The sequence below is a fragment of the Microbacterium sp. VKM Ac-2923 genome (genome assembly GCF_022815605.1).
In the GTDB taxonomy this organism is placed as follows: Bacteria; Actinomycetota; Actinomycetes; order Actinomycetales; family Microbacteriaceae; genus Microbacterium.
Genome location: NZ_JALGRP010000001.1, coordinates 423,349 through 439,598 on the forward strand (window position 1 = coordinate 423,349; position 16,250 = coordinate 439,598).

Annotated in this window: 17 protein-coding genes; 8 read left to right on the plus strand and 9 right to left on the minus strand. The window is 70.1% G+C overall.

Annotated features, from left to right (window positions below):
* Positions 1–26: 26 nt before the first annotated feature.
* On the minus strand, positions 27–818 hold the full coding sequence (locus tag MT347_RS01905) for a transglutaminase family protein (RefSeq protein WP_243497513.1): 792 nt from the start codon (positions 816–818) through the stop codon (positions 27–29).
* Positions 815–1,408: a MarR family winged helix-turn-helix transcriptional regulator gene (locus MT347_RS01910; RefSeq protein ID WP_243497515.1), complete on the minus strand. Its 594-nt coding sequence runs from the start codon at positions 1,406–1,408 to the stop codon at positions 815–817. The genes MT347_RS01905 and MT347_RS01910 overlap by 4 nt, the downstream gene beginning before the upstream one ends.
* Positions 1,409–1,489: 81 nt before the next feature.
* Here MT347_RS01910 and MT347_RS01915 point away from each other — a divergent pair, with 81 nt between their 5' ends.
* Positions 1,490–1,861, plus strand: a complete 372-nt coding sequence (locus MT347_RS01915) for a hypothetical protein (RefSeq protein ID WP_243497517.1) — start codon at positions 1,490–1,492, stop codon at positions 1,859–1,861.
* Positions 1,862–1,984: 123 nt separating this feature from the next.
* Here MT347_RS01915 and MT347_RS01920 read toward each other — a convergent pair whose 3' ends face one another.
* A complete protein-coding gene (locus tag MT347_RS01920; protein ID WP_243497519.1) occupies positions 1,985–2,212 on the minus strand; it encodes a hypothetical protein in 228 nt (75 codons plus the stop codon).
* A gap of 142 nt (positions 2,213–2,354) precedes the next feature.
* Between MT347_RS01920 and MT347_RS01925 the strand changes: the two genes are divergently transcribed.
* The gene (locus tag MT347_RS01925; protein WP_243497521.1) at positions 2,355–2,933 is read left to right on the plus strand and encodes a hypothetical protein; all 579 of its coding nucleotides are present in this window, start codon (positions 2,355–2,357) and stop codon (positions 2,931–2,933) included.
* A 30-nt stretch (positions 2,934–2,963) separates the two neighbouring features.
* On the opposite strand, the gene MT347_RS01930 is transcribed toward MT347_RS01925, so the two are convergent.
* Positions 2,964–3,902: an aldo/keto reductase family oxidoreductase gene (locus tag MT347_RS01930; protein WP_243497526.1), complete on the minus strand. Its 939-nt coding sequence runs from the start codon at positions 3,900–3,902 to the stop codon at positions 2,964–2,966.
* 33 nt (positions 3,903–3,935) lie between these two features.
* Positions 3,936–5,330: a cell division initiation protein gene (locus tag MT347_RS01935; protein ID WP_243497530.1), complete on the minus strand. Its 1,395-nt coding sequence runs from the start codon at positions 5,328–5,330 to the stop codon at positions 3,936–3,938.
* 506 nt (positions 5,331–5,836) lie between these two features.
* On the opposite strand from MT347_RS01935, the gene MT347_RS01940 reads away from it, so the two are divergent.
* On the plus strand, positions 5,837–6,553 hold the full coding sequence (locus MT347_RS01940) for a DUF998 domain-containing protein (protein ID WP_243497532.1): 717 nt from the start codon (positions 5,837–5,839) through the stop codon (positions 6,551–6,553).
* Positions 6,550–6,801, plus strand: a complete 252-nt coding sequence (locus MT347_RS01945; protein WP_243497534.1) for a hypothetical protein — start codon at positions 6,550–6,552, stop codon at positions 6,799–6,801. The genes MT347_RS01940 and MT347_RS01945 overlap by 4 nt, the downstream gene beginning before the upstream one ends.
* On the opposite strand, the gene MT347_RS01950 is transcribed toward MT347_RS01945, so the two are convergent.
* Positions 6,776–9,247, minus strand: coding sequence for a LuxR C-terminal-related transcriptional regulator (locus MT347_RS01950; protein ID WP_243497538.1), 2,472 nt, complete (start codon positions 9,245–9,247; stop codon positions 6,776–6,778). The two genes, MT347_RS01945 and MT347_RS01950, sit on opposite strands and share 26 nt — an antisense overlap.
* Positions 9,248–9,569: 322 nt before the next feature.
* Between MT347_RS01950 and MT347_RS01955 the strand changes: the two genes are divergently transcribed.
* Positions 9,570–11,207, plus strand: coding sequence for a polysaccharide biosynthesis tyrosine autokinase (locus tag MT347_RS01955; protein ID WP_243497543.1), 1,638 nt, complete (start codon positions 9,570–9,572; stop codon positions 11,205–11,207).
* Positions 11,208–11,265: 58 nt separating this feature from the next.
* Here MT347_RS01955 and MT347_RS01960 read toward each other — a convergent pair whose 3' ends face one another.
* A complete protein-coding gene (locus tag MT347_RS01960; protein WP_243497546.1) occupies positions 11,266–12,741 on the minus strand; it encodes a sugar transferase in 1,476 nt (491 codons plus the stop codon).
* Positions 12,742–13,092: 351 nt separating this feature from the next.
* On the opposite strand from MT347_RS01960, the gene MT347_RS01965 reads away from it, so the two are divergent.
* Together MT347_RS01965 and MT347_RS01970 are read left to right on the plus strand one after the other, a co-directional pair.
* Positions 13,093–13,368 carry a helix-turn-helix domain-containing protein gene (locus MT347_RS01965; protein ID WP_243497547.1) on the plus strand — a complete coding sequence of 92 codons (276 nt, stop codon included), beginning with the start codon at positions 13,093–13,095 and terminating at the stop codon, positions 13,366–13,368.
* Between the two features lie 94 nt (positions 13,369–13,462).
* Entirely contained in the window at positions 13,463–13,813 is a 351-nt protein-coding gene (locus MT347_RS01970; protein ID WP_243497548.1) for a hypothetical protein, read from the plus strand.
* Between the two features lie 21 nt (positions 13,814–13,834).
* Here the strand turns inward: MT347_RS01970 and tatC are convergent, their stop codons facing one another.
* A complete protein-coding gene (tatC, locus tag MT347_RS01975; protein ID WP_243497551.1) occupies positions 13,835–14,566 on the minus strand; it encodes a twin-arginine translocase subunit TatC in 732 nt (243 codons plus the stop codon).
* A gap of 62 nt (positions 14,567–14,628) precedes the next feature.
* A complete protein-coding gene (locus MT347_RS01980) occupies positions 14,629–14,862 on the minus strand; it encodes a twin-arginine translocase TatA/TatE family subunit (RefSeq protein WP_243497554.1) in 234 nt (77 codons plus the stop codon).
* Between the two features lie 214 nt (positions 14,863–15,076).
* Here MT347_RS01980 and MT347_RS01985 point away from each other — a divergent pair, with 214 nt between their 5' ends.
* The gene (locus tag MT347_RS01985; protein ID WP_243497555.1) at positions 15,077–15,742 is read left to right on the plus strand and encodes a hypothetical protein; all 666 of its coding nucleotides are present in this window, start codon (positions 15,077–15,079) and stop codon (positions 15,740–15,742) included.
* Positions 15,743–16,250: the final 508 nt, after the last annotated feature.

Consider the following 16,250-nt stretch of genomic DNA (forward strand, 5'->3'; position numbering starts at 1 on the left):
GCGCGAAGGCGTAGGGGTCGCGCAGTTCAGCGCAGCAGTACCGTCCGGGTGTAGTCGTCGGTGGCGAGGTCGCCCGTGGCGACGGCGGTGACTTCCAAGGACTCCAACGACAGGGCTCCCGACAGGGTGGTGAGAAACGCCGTGTCGGCCGCGTCCCGTCCGGTCGCGATGCGCACCAGGTGGTCGCGGGGCGCCAAGCGGGTGGCATCGAGGACCTCCCATCGACCGTCGACGAACGCCTCGACCACGGCGTGGAAGTCCATCGGGTCGAGTCCCGGTGCGAACGCGGACACCAGGCGCGCCGGTACCCCGCTCGCGCGCAACAGACCGACGGTCAGGTGCGCGTAGTCGCGGCAGACACCTCGCCGTGTCCGCAGGGTGTCGACGGCGGTGTCGGTCGGGCCGCTCGATCCCGGCTCGTAGGAGAGGGTGTCCCCGACCCACGCCGTCACGCGCTTCACCGTTTCTCGCGGGGGGAGTCCCGCGAACGGCGACGCCGCGTCGTGCAGTTCGTCGGAGGGGGCGTAACGGCTCGGGCGGAGGTACCGCACCGGGTCCATTTCGTCCGAGGGCACCGGCACCGCCGGCGGCGCGACGTCCGCTCGGTAGGTGATCCGCACAGCGCCCCGCGGCAGGATCGCTCGGTGCAGTCGCGCCCCGTGCGCGTCGGCATGCTCCGTGGCGGACACCGCACGCCCATCGACCACGACCTGCAGATGCTCATCGACGACCCAGCCCTGCGCGGGCACGATCGACAGCACGACATCGGCCTCTTCGTCGACGCGGAGGGCGATGACCGCTTGCACCGATGCGCTCACGCGGCCGCGTCCGGGGCCGTCACGGCATCGACGAGCAGTGGGGTCGGCTCGGGCGCTGGCGGGCCGACCAGGGAACAGCACGCGCTCCCGGCCGCGTCGCAGAAGTCGGCTACGGCGCACTGCATCCGATGCAGGAAAGAGATCACGGCGACGGTCTCGCTCTCGCTCATGCCCCGTGTGGCCTGCATCATGCGAGCGTGCATCGAGGAGAGTGTGTCGCGCATCTCGATCTCTGCGTGGCCCGTGGTGGAGACGAGCACCTTCCGTCGGTCCGAAGGATGCGGTCGCCGTTCGAGGTGACCCGAGCGCTCCAACCGGTCGAGAAGGGCCGTGACCGAGGCGGTCGAGACCCCCAGGTGTCGGGCCAGATCCATCGGCGTCACCTCCCGCCCCGACGCCGATGCGCGGGTGAGGAAGCGGAGGACGAGCAGTTCGTTCTCGCCCATCGCCATCGACGATTGGGTGCGGCGGCGCATGGCCATCTCCGCGGCCCGATACGAACGCATCGCGTTCATCACGCGTGCTCCACGGTCGTCGTCGGCGCTTTCGCTGTACCAGTACGACGGAGGCGATGGGGTGTTCGTCGTCATCGTCTCTCCTAATATCTCGTTTGCCTATTCGCTAGTCTACCTAGTAAGTTCTAAACCAAGCAACGAGCAGAGGGGTACATCATGGCGAAGCTCTACTACGGCACTACAACCGAACCGATCACCGTCGAGGACCGAATGCTGGCACACGTGAAGGTGGTCGTCTCGACCAAGCTCCGGCGCGGTGAGAGCTTCACCCTCTCGTGGGTGCACGGGCCCGACGAACCCGTCGGTCGCTCGACCATCTGGTTGCAGCCGTCCATTCCGTTGCGCTTCGTCTTCGACTCGGAGCAGCCCGAGACGCTGGACCAGAACCTGCTGAAGCGCATGGCCAACGACGCCAACTCGTCGCGGGGACTCAGCCTCGACATCGCGGTGGAAGACGCCGCCGCCGCCGGCGCTCCGATTGCGCAGGCCCGGTCCAAGGGTGCGCGCTCGCTCGCACGCGCGGCGTGATCGCCCCCGCGGCCGCGTGGGACGTCCCCACGGAACCGATCTCGATCGTCACCGCCGAGATGCTCGATCCCACCGCACGCTGATCTCGCGTCGGTCGGGTCGGTGCGTATCGGGCATCGCCTCTCAGGACTCGGGGGTGTCGTCGCCGTCGGTCGCCGCTCCGCGTGTCGGGCGGTCCTCACGGCGAACGAGCACCGTTCCGACGACGAACACCACCGCGGCGACGGCGAGCAACGCCACCTTCGGCGCGTTCGGTGAATCCGCCGGCAGAACAAGGGTAGGTACGGCGCAGATGACAGCGGATACCGCGCTCGACAGAGCGCCGAGCGGCAACCGTGTGAGAGGCCTCATCCGTCTCCTCTCGCCGAGCAGGCTCGGATCAGTTTATCGAGCGTGCGCGAGGGTGTCCTAGCGCGTGATGGCCGTGTCGTCCAGCGCCGCGCGTGGGCGATCGCTCGTGGCTAGCGTGGCCCGGACCGACGAAGGGACCCCCGTGCGAATCAGAACCATTCTGCCCGCGACCGCCGTTCTGCTTGCTGCGCTGGTGAGTGTGCCGTTCTCCGCCTCGGCGGCGACGCCTCCCAGCGTCGTCGGGGAGCCCTCGACGGTGTCTCTGGGTGAGACGACGACCATCACCGCGTCCGGGTTGGGCGGGCTCGAGACGGCCACCTTCGGCATCGACGACACGGATGCCGGGGCGTTCAGCGGCGACGGAGTCGAGAGTAGCGAGACGACCGTGGCCGTGCCGGTGACGCAGGGGACAGCTGTCGTGGAGTTCACCCCCACTCGATCCGGCGACATCGTCATCGCCGTCGGTACGGGTGAGTCCGTTCTGGCTCAGGCCACCATCGCGGTCTCGGCGGCCACCGCGGAACCGGCACCCGCCGCTCCCACCCCATCCACGACGACCACCCCATCGGCGGGCGACGACTCCGCTCAGGCCGCGCCCGATCCCGAAGCCGAGACAGGGCGCCTCACGTTCGTGCTCATCCCGCTCATCGCCGCCGCGGTGGTGGTCGCCGGGGGCATCTTCGTGATCACCCGTGGACGGCGCAAGCGTCGCGGCGACTGAAGACCCGCCCGCGGCTCGCCGCGAGGTCGATCAGGGAACGATATAGCCCGCCGCGCGAACGAGTGCGTACCACTCCGCGCGCGTGAGACGCAGGTCGGAGCCCGCGGCCGCGTCGGTGACGCGGTCGGCGTTCGTCGTGCCGAGCACGACCTGCATGTCAGCCGGATGCCGGGTGATCCAGGCGACCGCGATGGCCAGGGGCGTCACCCCGTACGCCTCCGCCAACTGGTCGATGACGGCGTTGAGTTCGGGGTACTCGGGGTGACCGAGGAAGACGCCCCCGCCGCCGCGGGTGCCCTGCAGTGGTGACCAGGCTTGGAGGGTGATGCCCTCGATGCGGCAGTACTCGACAAGACCTCCGCCGTCCAGAACGGAGGACTGCGTCGCACTCTCCATATTCGCGGCGATCCCCTGGACCACGACGGGCGCGTGAGCGATCGACAGCTGTACCTGGTTGGCCACGAGAGGCTGCCGGACGGCAGTGCGCAGCAGATCGATCTGGCGGGGCGTGTGATTTGACACGCCGAACGCGCGCACCTTGCCCGAGTCCTCGAGATGGTCGAAGGCGCGGGCGACTTCGGCAGGCTCGACGAGGGCGTCGGGCCGGTGCAGCAGCAGAACGTCGACGTAGTCGGTGCGCAGGGCGCGCAGCGACGCCTCCACGGACGAGACGAGGTGCTCGTACGAGAAATCGAAGAAGGGACCTTCGCGCACGATGCCCGCCTTGGTCTGCAGGCGGATCTCTCCTCGCTCGGCGTCGCTCAGTCGCAGCGCCTCGGCGAACCGCTCCTCGGCGGAGTGCAGCGAGCGCGCGTAGATGTCGGCGTGGTCGAAGAAGTCGATCCCGGCGGCGCGCGCGGAGTCGTAGAGGGCGCGCACCTCGTCGTCGGTCTTGTCGTCGATGCGCATCATGCCGGCGACGACGTTGGGGACGGTCAGGCCGGTCGTGCCGAGGGGAACGTTTCGCATGGCTCCACGTTAACCTGCGGCGCGACGGGCGGCTCAGTCTTGCTGACCGGATGCCGGGTCGTCCGGCGCATCGGCACCCGACACGTCGCCGGCGGGTGCGTCGGCGTCCGATCCCTCTGCACCCGGTGCGGGTGAGAGGCTGTCGTGGGCCCATGCGGGGGTTCCGCGCGGGACCGTGCGCAGGAGCTCGCTCATCTCCGTCAGGAAGCTGTCGAGCTGCTGCTGCTGCCACCGGAGGTCGCGCGCGCGGTCCTCCGCATCGCGCAGCACCCCGACGCTGTGCGCGCTGATCGTGTCGGCGATGCGCCGCGCCTTGTCGCCGGCGTCGTCGAGGATCTCGCGCGCCCGCATCTGCGCGTCGGCTTCGACCTGTTGAGCCTGCGCGCGGGCGAGGCGCTCGTAGTCGTCGGCGCGCGCACCGATCCGCCGCGCGTGCTCGAGGGCGGCGGACACCTGCTCGCTCGCGTCGGTCGTGATGCGTTCGGCGTGTGCCACAGCCTGGTTGTGCAGGACGAGGAACTCCTGCTGCGCCTCGTCCTGGCGTCGCGTGAGGGACTCCTCGAACTCGAGCACGCGAGCGGTCATCTCGCGCACGTCACGCTCCGCCGCGGCGCGGAGTTCGCTCGTCTCGCGTGACACCATCGACCGCAGCGCCGCGGCGCCCCTCTCCGACTCGGTGCGCACGGCGACGGCCTCGCGCTCGGCCTGATCGACCCGTTCGGACGCGTGGGCGCTCTCGCGCTCGAGGCGCGCGGCATGGGCCGTCGCCTCCGTCTCGATGCGCAGACGTACCTGGTCGGCTTCATGCCGCGCCTCGGCGCGCACGCGCTCCTGCTCGGCGATGGCCTCCTCGCGCAGGGATGCCACGTCGTCGCGCGCCCCGGCGAGCAGCCGTTCGGCCTGACCGACGGCGTTCTGCACCAGCACCGATGCCTGTTCCTCGGCGACGCGGAGGATCGCGTCGAACTGCTGACGTTCCTGCGGGGTATCGGACTGCTCGCTGCGGCGAGCGGCGAACTCGCTCGACAACGCGGCGACCTGCGTCTCCGCGTCCGCCGCGCGCGCCGCGGACGCGCGCACGTCGTCGTGGAGGGCGGCGGTCGCCGCGGCGTATCGACGGGCGGCTTCTTCGAGTTCCTGGTCGTGCTCGGCCTGCTGCTGCGCGAACATCGCTTCGGCGCGCAGCTTCGCTTCGTGGGTGTCGGCTGTGGCCCGTCGCACGCGCTCGCCGAGCGCACGGACGGCGCCGTCGACCGCGTCGCGGTCGTAACCGCGGAAGCCGATCGGGAAGACCGGAGCCGATCCGTCGTCGGTGACGAGCGCGTTCAACAGCGTGTCCAGCGGCGAAGCGTCGGCAGCAGCGCCGAGCGGCCACGACGTCGGATCGCGCCGCGCGTCGCCGAGTTCGTGGGCGGTGGGCTCGATCATGGGTGACCTCCTCGGTTCGGGCGTCCGTCGCGGATGTCTTCCATCTCGTCGCGGCCGACGCCCGTCGACGCGGCGGGAGGTTCGTGGGAGATGCGCGGTCCCGCGGTTGGGGTGCCGGGGCCGCGGGACCGCGCATCGGGGGAGAACGGTCGCCTTGGGAGAGTCGAGATCTTGGGGGAGAACCACTCGACGACCGCTCGGTATCGAGATTTGCACAGCGGCCGGACACCAGCCGGTGATCCGGCGCTTTTCTCACCCGCGCTTTCGCCCGTGCCGGACGGGTGCCCGTGCCGCTGCGCGTGGCATCACCCGACGGCGATGCGAGGTGCGGGCAGAGCGAGAGCATCAAGCGGTGCGGCCCCCCGGCTCGCAGGCGACGCCTCGCTCTGCCCGCACGTCCAGCTTGGTCTCGCGCGCCGGCCCGCCGCGACGGTGCACAGCGAAATCACCCGCACCGACGGACAGATCACCTCAGGCCGCCGGCGACGCCAGAAGGAGACGATAGGGTGGCCGAGCCCCACCAGGAGGAGCCGATGACCGACACCCTCGAGCGGCCCGCCGATACGCGAGCCGGGCGCGCTGTCAGCCGCTCGACGCGGTTGGCCCTGATCGGCGGGATCTCCGCCTTCGCGAGTGCCGGACTCATCTGGATCTGCCGCGCGGCGGATCCCCACGTTCATTACGTCAGCCAACTCGGAGCGACGGGCATGCCGACGGCACCCGTGTTCAACCTCGCTCTGCTCCTGCTCGCCGTGGCCACGGTCCTCGTCGATCGCGCGACGATCGCGCGCGGCGCGGGCTTCGTGGCCGGATGGCCGGTCGCCACGACGCTGCTGCTGTGCGGTCTGTGCTTCGGAGTGGCATCCGTCATCACGTGCTCACCGGGCTGCCCCGTTCCGTTCACCCCCGGTGCCCTCCCGCAAGATCTCGTCCACATCTCGTTCGCGGTCCTGGGCTTCGCGCTCGCCCTGGTGGCCATGGCCCAGGTGGCGGCTCTCCGTCGTCGGCCGTGGATGCGCGCGGCGAGCGTCATCACGTTGGTCGCGGTGGGTGCCACCTCTCTCACCGGAGCGATGATCGCCCTCTTCCGTGGCGACACGGTCCTGGGGGGCAACCTGGAATTCACCGCCGCCACACTCGCCATCGCGTGGTTCGGAGTCTTCGGCCTGCAGGTCGCCGCCGACAACCGGGCGACGACACGACGCGACGTGTCGGCGCCATGAGTCGTCGTCGAGGCACTGACAGTGCGCCCGCCCGTCTGGGGCGGCTGCGTCGGGTGGCGGGGTGGGTGATTCCGCTGGCGTCGTTCGTCGTCATCCTCTTCGTGCTCCGCGGGGCCGGGGTGCCCCTGTCGGTGCCGGGAGTGATCGTGGTCGTGGTCCTGCTGGCCGTGGCGCGCATGATCGTGGGGCGGTCGCGACGAGGCCGCCGCGACCGCCCCACGATCACCCCTCCGGATCGCTCTCGATGAGCCCCCAGGCGTGGGCCGCCCGGATCGCGCTCGACCGGTCGGAGACCTCGAGCTTGCGGTAGAGGCTCTGCAACTGCGTCTTGACGGTGTTGGGTGAGACCACCAGGGCTCTCGCGATGTCGGCGATGGTCGAGGCCGGCGTGAGGTGGGCGAGGACCACCTGTTCGCGCTTCGTGAGGTGCGGAACGCTGACCGACGAGGCGAAGAACGAGCATCTCCGGGTGATCTCCTCCCTCGATGCGGGCGAAAGCATCTGAAGGACGAGACCGCGATCCTCGGGGGCGACCGCGCTCCAGGGGCTCCACAGATCGTGACGTGCGCTCAGCGCTTCGGCGCGTTGCGCCGCCGTTCGGTGGGCCGCGTCGCCGTTGAGGCGTACGTCGGCGATGACGCTGACGACCAGACTCTCCAGCGCCGCCCGCGGTGACGGCTCGTGGTGCAGCCCCCACTTCACGCTCATCACGAAAGCCTCGTGCGCGCGTCCGGCGTACAGCTGCGACAGGGCGATGGCGGGCGCCGTCGTCGACGCGAGCGCGAAAGGCCCCTCGAACAGCGAGAGCGCCTTGCGCGCCTGACGGAGGGCGATGAGGACCTTGGCGCGTGCCGTGAGGATCTGCGTGGACTGGAAGTGGGAGGGCGGGGTGCTGCGCGCCCGGGTCATCCAGGTCCTCAGGAGACCGAGCGCGTCGGACGCCGAGCCCGACAGCAGGAATGACACGGCGTGCACGCCGGCCGCGAAGGGCCAGAGCTCGCGTGCTCCCTCCGTCGCGGGGAGCCGGTCGAACAGTGCACGAGCGCCCGCTGCGTCACCCGCCTCCAAGCTCAGCCACGCCTCGGCGAGTCGGATGCCCTCGCCCCAGGGCGAGCTGCGCCAGTTGTCGTCCCTGTCGGGTGCCACCACCTGCTGCGCGCCGCGGATGTCGCCCTCGAGCAGATCGATGACCGCGATCGCCCCACGGGCGCGCATGCGCCGGGCGGGGGGCGCTGCACGTTCGGCCTGGTCCAGCGCCATGCGGGCGTCGCGCAGTCTTCCCATCGCGAACGAGGTCATTCCGATCTGGTACCACGCCTCGCACACCATCTCGGCGCTCAGATCGCGGGAGCGGCGGACGACGTCGGTGAGCAGGGATGCGGCCTCGGTCGCGAGAGCGAATCGGCCGGCCGCCCGCAGCAGACTCACGCGCAGGATCAGGGCATCGGGGTTTCCCGAGGCCGCGCTCTTGGCATCCGGGAGCTGACCGAGAGCGGCGACGACGAGACCGGGGGTGTCGAGCGACGTCGCCGTCGCGGGGTCCAGAGCCAGCAGGGCGTCGACGATCACCGGCGTGACGGGACCGCGCGTTCGTAGCAGCGCGACCAGACGATCGAACCCGTCCGGGTCTCGGGCCCAGATCTCGGGGCCCGATGAGCGCAGCACGCCGGCGAGGGTGGCCCACTGCTCCGCGTCCGCCGCCAACTGGGCGGCGAGCAGCGGCTCGCCGCCGGCGACGAGGTGTGCGAGCAGCCGCAGGCGGGCGTGCGCCACGTCGTCGGGTCGGCGCGCGGTGATCTCACGCAACCACTGCTCGCGGATGGGTTGCGCCAGCGTCAGGCGCGTCGAACTCGGCCACATGAAGCCCGCGTCCTGCAGGTGGGCGACCAGCTCGCCCGTCGACCCCTCCGTCGGATCGACCCCCATCGCATCCGCGATCGCCACGGTCACGTGCGGCGCCACGGCCAGCAGGCGGACGTCGTCGGAGACCGGCACGTCCAGCCGGTGCTCGAGGTCGCTGGTGAACGCGGCGTTGGCGTACTCGGCGACGGCCGTCGCCTCGTCGCGCGTGCGCAGGGGCATGCCCTCGAGACGCAGGCGTGCGCTGGCGAGTTGAACCAGTGCGGGCCATCCGTGGGTGCGCTCGGCGAGCGCGTCGATCCCCACTTCCGTCGTCGCGACACCGTTCAGCGCCAGCACGTCGGCGAGATCGTCCCTCGTCATGAGCAGACGCTCCGCGGGGATCACCTGGACGTCGAACTCGAGGGCGACCAGCGGGCTCTCGAGCCCCGTCGCCTGCCGGGTCGCCACGACGATCTGCAGATTCGAGTCGGAGCGCAGGAGATGCAGCACGTGCTCGGTCGACAGCCCCGTGCCCTCGATGTGGTTGTCGATCAGCAGCACGTGCGCACTCGGACCCTCGCCGAAGGCGGCGAGGATCCGTGGCATGCTCTCGGGGGTCGTGCGACTGCCGTCGATGAATTGGACGCCGCGATCGGCGTCGTCGTCGAGGGATGCCGCGAACTGTCGGAGCAGAGACGTCTTGCCCACTCCGGCCGGGCCCCGCAGCAGGACGACGTCGCTCGAGAGCGCGTCATGCAGGAGCGTGAGGGGTTCGGCGCGCGGTGCCCAGAATCGGCTGATCCGTCGGATCGCTCGGACGCCGGTGGGGACGGTGTCCACGTCGATGAGCATGGGTACCTCCAGGAGATGAGGACGACCCCTTCCTCGGGCGGGCGAAGAGGTTCGTCGGCGCGGCGAGGCGTCGACCGCGTAGAGATGATCCTGAGGGTGAGGGCGAGTCGGATCGGGCGAAAATCGCATCTTTCATCCTGTCCGTCATCCCCTTCTCACCCCTATCGACGTCACCCTGTTCATCGCCCGTCGACTTCGCCGACGACGCCTTCGCCCCCGGGTTCCCGGCCACGGACACGTCAGGACCCAGCCGTCCATGTGCCTATGCTGCGGGCGACCCGACGGTGCCGCCGTCGTGTCCTGAAAGGCGGACGAAGTGGACATGCAGCGGGTGGTGCGCATCCTGCGCGCCTATTGGAAGGCGATCATCGCTCTGATCGCCGTGGGCGGATTGGCGGGCCTCGGGTGGAGCTCTCTGCAACCGCGGGTGTACACGGCGGATGCGAGCGGATACGTCGCCGCCGTGGCGTCCGACGGCTCCACCGGTGCCGCGCTCGCCGGGGATCAACTCGCCCTGTCGAAGGTGAAGTCGTTCATCGACATGGGGTACTGGCGCAGTGTCGCCGAGACGGCACGGCAGGAGCTCGGGCTCACCGACAGCCCCGAGTCGCTCGTTCAGCGCGTCCGCGTCTCCAACCCGATCGACACCGTCAACGTGAGGGTGGATGCCACCGGGCCGACCCCGGAATCAGCGCGCGATCTCGCGGAAGCATGGGTCCGCGGGATGACGGCCGAGATCGATCAGCTCGAGACGGGCGGGGTCGGGCAGAGCGCGGTGAGCCTGGTCGCGGGCGACTCGGCGCGTCTTCCGACCGCCCCGTCGTCACCGAACGTCCGACTCGACGTCACCCTCGGCGCCCTCGCCGGCGGCGTGACGGGCATCATCTTCGCCCTCGTCCGCCGGGCGTTCGACCGGCGGGTCCGCTCCCCACGCGACATCACCGACGCCGTCGACGCCTCCGTCGTCGGGGTCCTTCCCGTCGACAAGGAGCTGGCAGGCGGACGGGCGGTGTTCTCCTTCGATGACATCAAGGACGGCCGGGGCTCGTTCGCCCACAAAGAGGCGATGCGGGAGCTGCGGACCAACCTGCAGTACGTGGATGTCGACCGGCCCGCCCGGGTCATGGTCGTCACGAGCCCGCTCCCGGGTGACGGCAAGTCGACGACCGCCGCCAACCTCGCGGTGAGCATCGCCGCGACCGGCCAGTCCGTGGTCCTCATCGACGCCGATCTGCGGCGTCCGGTCCTCGGCGGGATGTTCGGTTTCTCCGACGACGTCGGCCTGTCGGACGTGCTGGCCGGCCGCGCGCAGATCGAGCAGGTGGCGCACCAGGTCGACGAGCACGGGCGGCTGTTCGTCGTCGCCGCCGGCCGCACGCCGCCGAACCCGAGCGAGATGGTCGGTTCGCAACGCATGCAGTCCCTGGCCCGCAAGCTCGCCGACGACATGGTGGTCATCGTCGACTCGCCGCCGACGCTCACGGTCGCTGACGCGGCTGTCATCGCGAGCTGGGCCGATGGTGCCGTCGTCGTCGTAACCGCCGGGCGGACGACCGACGACATGCTGACCCGCGCCATCGACAACATCGCCAAGACGCGGGGTCACCTTCTCGGGATCGTGCTGAACCGGATGCCGCTGCGCGGTGTCGACTCGAGCTACTACGGCACGCAGTACGGCGGGTATTACGGGTACGGCGTTCCCCAGTCGTCACCTCGGCCGTGGTGGCGGCTCAGTCTTCGTCGACGGGGGAAGAACCCCGCCGGCACGGGCACGGAGACGGGGCCACGCCGGCGATCCGGGGGGCTGCCGCCCGAGAACGTCAGCGGGTTACGCACTCTCTCGCAGCGCAGGACCTCCGCGGTGGCGGAGGGTGACACCACGGGTGAAACCGGAGCGGCGGCCCCGGCCGGCGTCGAGACCGCGGAGACGGTGAGCAGCCGCCGCACCCGACGAAACTGATCGCCCGCACGGAAACGACGAAGGCGCCGGCTCAGATGAGCCGGCGCCTTCGTCGCGTTCAGTGGGCGGTGCCGCCGGGAGCCAGCACGGCTTTGAAGGTGCGGAGGAGGATGACGATGTCGCCGATGAGAGACCAGTTCTCGACGTAGAACAGGTCGAGGCGGATGGCGTCGTCCCACGCCAGAGCGGAACGACCGCTGACCTGCCACAATCCGCTCATGCCCGGTCGGACGATGAGGCGACGGTGGGCGTCGTCGTCGTAGAACTGCACCTCGGCGTCTCGCTGCGGTCGCGGCCCGACCAGGCTCATCTGGCCCCCGAGGACGTTGAAGAGCTGCGGCAGTTCATCGAGCGAGAACTTGCGGAGCCACCGACCCACCGGGGTGATTCGGGGATCGTTCTCCACCTTGAACAGCGGCGTTCCGTCGCGTCCCTGAGCGCTCAGCAGTTCCTGCAGACGGGAGTCGGCGCCGTCGATCATCGACCGGAACTTCAGCATGCCGAACGGGTTGCCGCCCTGGCCGACGCGCTCCTGCCGGTAAAGGATCGGTCCCGGCCCGGATGCGCGCACGAGGACGGCCAGCGTGGCGAAGATCGGGGCGAGGAGCAGCACCAGGCTGCCGGCGCCCACGATGTCGAACGCCCGCTTCATCACGCGCTGTGTGAGTGAGTACTGGGGGGTCTCGATGTGAACCAGAGGGAGCCCCGCCACGGGTCGTGTGTGCAACCGAGGACCGGCCACGTCGGTCAGGTTGACGGCCACGATGAGGTGCCGACGCCCCGGGTCGAGGCTCCAGCCGATCCTGCGGATGTCGTGCGCATCGAGGACCGCCCCACCCGAGACGAGGACGCTGTCGGCGCCGAGATCGTCGAGCCGCCCGCGCAGGAGGCGAGCTTGCTCTTCCGACCACGTGGATCCGAACTCCGCGCGATCAAGGGTGTGGACACCCACGACATGGAGGCCCGCCGATGGCTGGCGGGCGAGTTCGGTCGACACCCGCGCGTTCTCCTCGGCGCTGCCGACGAGGACGACGCGGGCACTCATGGCGCCGTACCGCCTCCGCCGTGCGAGCCAGCTCCGGCAGAGGAGTCTGCCCAGGATCAAGGCGAGGGAACCGAGGGGGAGTCCGAGGAGGAAGTACCCGCGCGACAGGTCGGCCCCGGTCAGGTACGTCACGATGGCCACGAGTCCGAAGAGCTGCACGGAGGCGCCGAGCACGAGTCGGTACTCGGCGACGCCGTATCCGATCACCCGCCCCTGACGCGTCCCCCACAGGGACAGGGCCGCCATCCAGGCCAGGCTCAGCCCCGCGGAGACGGTCGTGTAGGTGAACGGCGACGACGCGACGGCGACGGGGTGCGGTCCCAACCAGAGGATCTGTGTGCCGAAGGTGACCGTTGCGACGACCATCGCGTCGGTGATGGTGACCCACAGGGCATAGCGACGCGGCCACGGGGAGGGGCGCGGGCTGCGGCTTTGGATGACGCTCGGCCGCTGTTCGGGTGATTCGACGAGTGAGAGTGATGTTCGCATGTGAGCTCCGTGGTCCATGCCCGGGGGATGTTCACGAGACCGGCGCCCGGGAATGGACGCGACGGTGGGCGCGGGGACTCTCTCACCGCGCCGTCCGGTCGCGATGGACCGGAGCATCGGGCCCGGCGGGGTGAAGCGGGCATCGACGGTAAGGGATGCCGACCCTGGCGGGCCTGACAGACCCCGTCCGCCGGGGCGGGGAGCACAGGCGCGAGACACGATCGCCTCCGCGGTCACCCGAGGGGCTCGACTTCTCACCAGGAACGCCGCCGGTGCGCAGACGAGCCGCTCTCTCATACGGAGAATGTTTACATGTTCATGTGAGCGTAAGTGGGCCTGCAAGCTGGACGCATGAGCGACGAGCCCGACCCCTGGACCGACTTCGCCCGCGAACTCGGCGCCAGGATGCTCCGCGCGCGCGCAGAGAAGCGGATGTCGCAGGAGCAGGTGGCGCACGCCGCAGGACTCGCCACGTTCACCTATCGGAAGCTGGAGAAGGGCGAGTCCAACCCCGGAACGGCGGCGAACCCGAGACTTCGTACCCTGGTGGCGCTCGCCGACGTTCTCGAGGTTCCGCTGCGCGACCTCATCCCGGCGCCCCCGCAGGGGCTTCCTCCCGCTCGCTGACCGCGATGTCGGAGGTTCGCGATTCACTCATGTCGTGCCCACCGACGTTCGGGTCGTCGTTTCCGTCGACGTCCCCGCGAGAAAGGTGTGAGGCATGAGCAAGCGACTCCCGAGCGAGGTTGTCGACAAGAGTCGGTGCGTCTTCGCGTGGTGCGTCACCGAGCACGGGGCGACGGTGCATCCGGACGACGAAGATCACCGCAGCGTGGGCGTGTCCGTGACGGTGAGGGCCCGCCGAGGAGACGCCGGGGGCCCCGGAGAAGAGACCGAGCTCGAACTCGGAGCGCTGCGCCGCGCGGGTGATTCCGAGACGTGGATCGTCATCGAGACGGGGATCGGTGTGTCTCTGGCGTTGACGCGGGAGGGCGCGCACCTTCTGCAGCGCCGACTCCTCGGCGAGATCGGGACCGACGGTGCACTCAGCCGCGACGGCGACGACCGCTGAGAGACAGTCCCGTGGCGGCCGTCACCCGGAGGAGCGGGCGCGGCGAGCTAGCCGACGGTCATGCACCCATGTCCAGGCCGCCGCGCCCACGTAGAGGACGCAGAGCGGCAGGGCGATGATGAGCATGCTCATCAGGTCGGCCGGGGGCGTCACAGCCGCTGAGAAGATCACGATCACCACGAGCGCGATGCGCCAACCGCGCAGCACACTGCGCGCGCTGAGCACGCCGACCGCATTGAGCGCGATGATCGCCAGGGGCGAGACGAAGGCCAGGCCCACGCCCACCACGAGTTTGAGGAGGAAGTCGAAGTACTGACTCGCGGTCAGCATCGTGGTCGAGCCGGTGGGGGCGAATCCGGCGAGCAGCTCGACGATCTGCGGTACCACCAGCCAGCCGAAGCAGGCACCGCCGAGGAACAACGGCACGGCCAGACCGACGAAGACCATGCTCGTTCGTCGTTCGCGCGACGTGAGGCCGGGGACGAGGAACAACCAGATCTGGGTGATCCACACCGGCGACGCGATCACGATTCCGAGGGTCACGGCGATCTTGAACTTCAGATCGAACGCTTCTCCGATCCGGGTGAAGTTCAGCCCGGTGATCGACGGGCCGGTGACATGGGCGAGCGGTTCGGCAGCCGCCGCGATGACGGCGTCCGACAGGGAGAACCCCGCGATCCCGCCGATCACCACCGCGATCGCGGAGACGGCTGCGCGCCGGCGCACCTCAGACAGATGGGACAGGAGGGGCATGGCCCCACCTGTCCCATCTGCAGGACGCCGCGCTCGCGGACGACGAGGCTTCGAGGCGCGCGTCACGTTGCGGTCGGTGACCCGGGCCGACTGCGGTCCGAGTTCTCGGCCGCGGGCGCGGGTTGCTCGTCTTCGCCCACGGAGGCGGAGTCCTTACTCTCGGTCCGGAGAATTCGCACCGACTCCCCGACGCTCTTGGCCAGCCCGGGAAGCTTCGCCGCACCGAACAGCAGCAGGACGACGGCGAGGATGAGGAGGAGGTGCCAGCCCGAGAAGGCGTTACCGAAAATACCCATGACGGCCTTTCGTTGGGGTCAGGTCTCCATGTTCGATCGCGTCGGTGCCGCCTCGGCGAGAGGTCCGGCAACCTCGCCCGTCGGCACCCGGGATATCACCCTGTCGCGATGATGCGTGAATCGCCCACCGTCGGGCCGTCGCGCACCGGAGGTGCATTTGACTGGGCCGCGAGGCGACCTTGCACGGGCGAGTGGCGCTGGTGGGAGGAGATCCGTGGTGGGGAATCGTATCGTCGTCGTCTGCACGGCCAACAAGATCCGGTCACCCTTCGTCGCCGGGCTCGTGTTGTCCCGACTCCCGGCGTTCGCGGGGCAGCGCCCGATCGTCGAGAGCGCCGGGACGGCGGCGCGACCGGGCGATGAGGCGGCGCCGGAGGTGGTGGAACTGGGGCGCACGTACGGAGTCGACCTCGCCGGGCACCGCACACGACGGCTCGACGACGGAGTGCTCGCGACGGGAGACACGGTGCTGTGCGCGGAGCGTGCGCACCGCCGCGTCGTCCTCGATGTGCGCCCCGACCTCATCTCGAACGTCTTCACAGTGAGGGAGTTCGCGCGTCTGGTCGAGCAGCCCGCCGTTCGAGACGCGGCGTCGGACTGGGCCGGTCTGGTCAGCGCCGCATCTCGCGCGCGTCTGGCCGCGCGGACTACGGCGGACGAGACCGATGATCTGGTCGATCCCGTCGGTCGGCCGCGGGCCGTGTGGACCGAGTTCGAGCGCCAGGCCACCGGGGCCGTGTCGATCATCCTGGGAGCGGTGGCAGCCCTCCCCGCGAGATCGGCGGCGGCAGAGACGACCCCTCATGTGGGCGCCACGCGGCGTAGTCATCGGGCGCAACTCGATGTGCCGTCGACCCGCCGTGCGATGCGGAGGGGCTGAGATGTTCGGCATCGAGCTCGACAAGCTCCTCTTCGTGGGCGTCCTGGTGGGACTGATCGTGGGGCCGGCGCGGCTCGGGGAGTGGCGTCGGAAGCTGCCCCAGGTCGTCGGGCGAGTGCACGCCCTCTACCAGCAGGGCCGAGCCCAGGTGACTCGGGATCTCGACGATATGGCCCCCGACTGGCGCGAGTACGACCCGCGGCAGCTGCACCCCCGGCGCATCCTCCGCGAACTCGGCACAGATCTCCGCACGGCCGCGGAGAGCGACGACACGCGGATGAGATCGGGCACTCAGCCGGGTGAATCGCCGGTTGAGTCGGATTCGGGCACGCTCGTGGAGCGGGGCCGCCGTCGCCCGGCCGCAGGTGCGGGCGATCAGGGCGACGTCACCGTTCGGTCGGAGAACGAAGCGGAAGCGCTCGTCGGGTCGCTCCGGACGCCGGAGGACGACCTCGAGGGCGACGAGCGAGAGCGGCGCGTCGAGGGCGGGCCTGGAGACGGTCGCGAC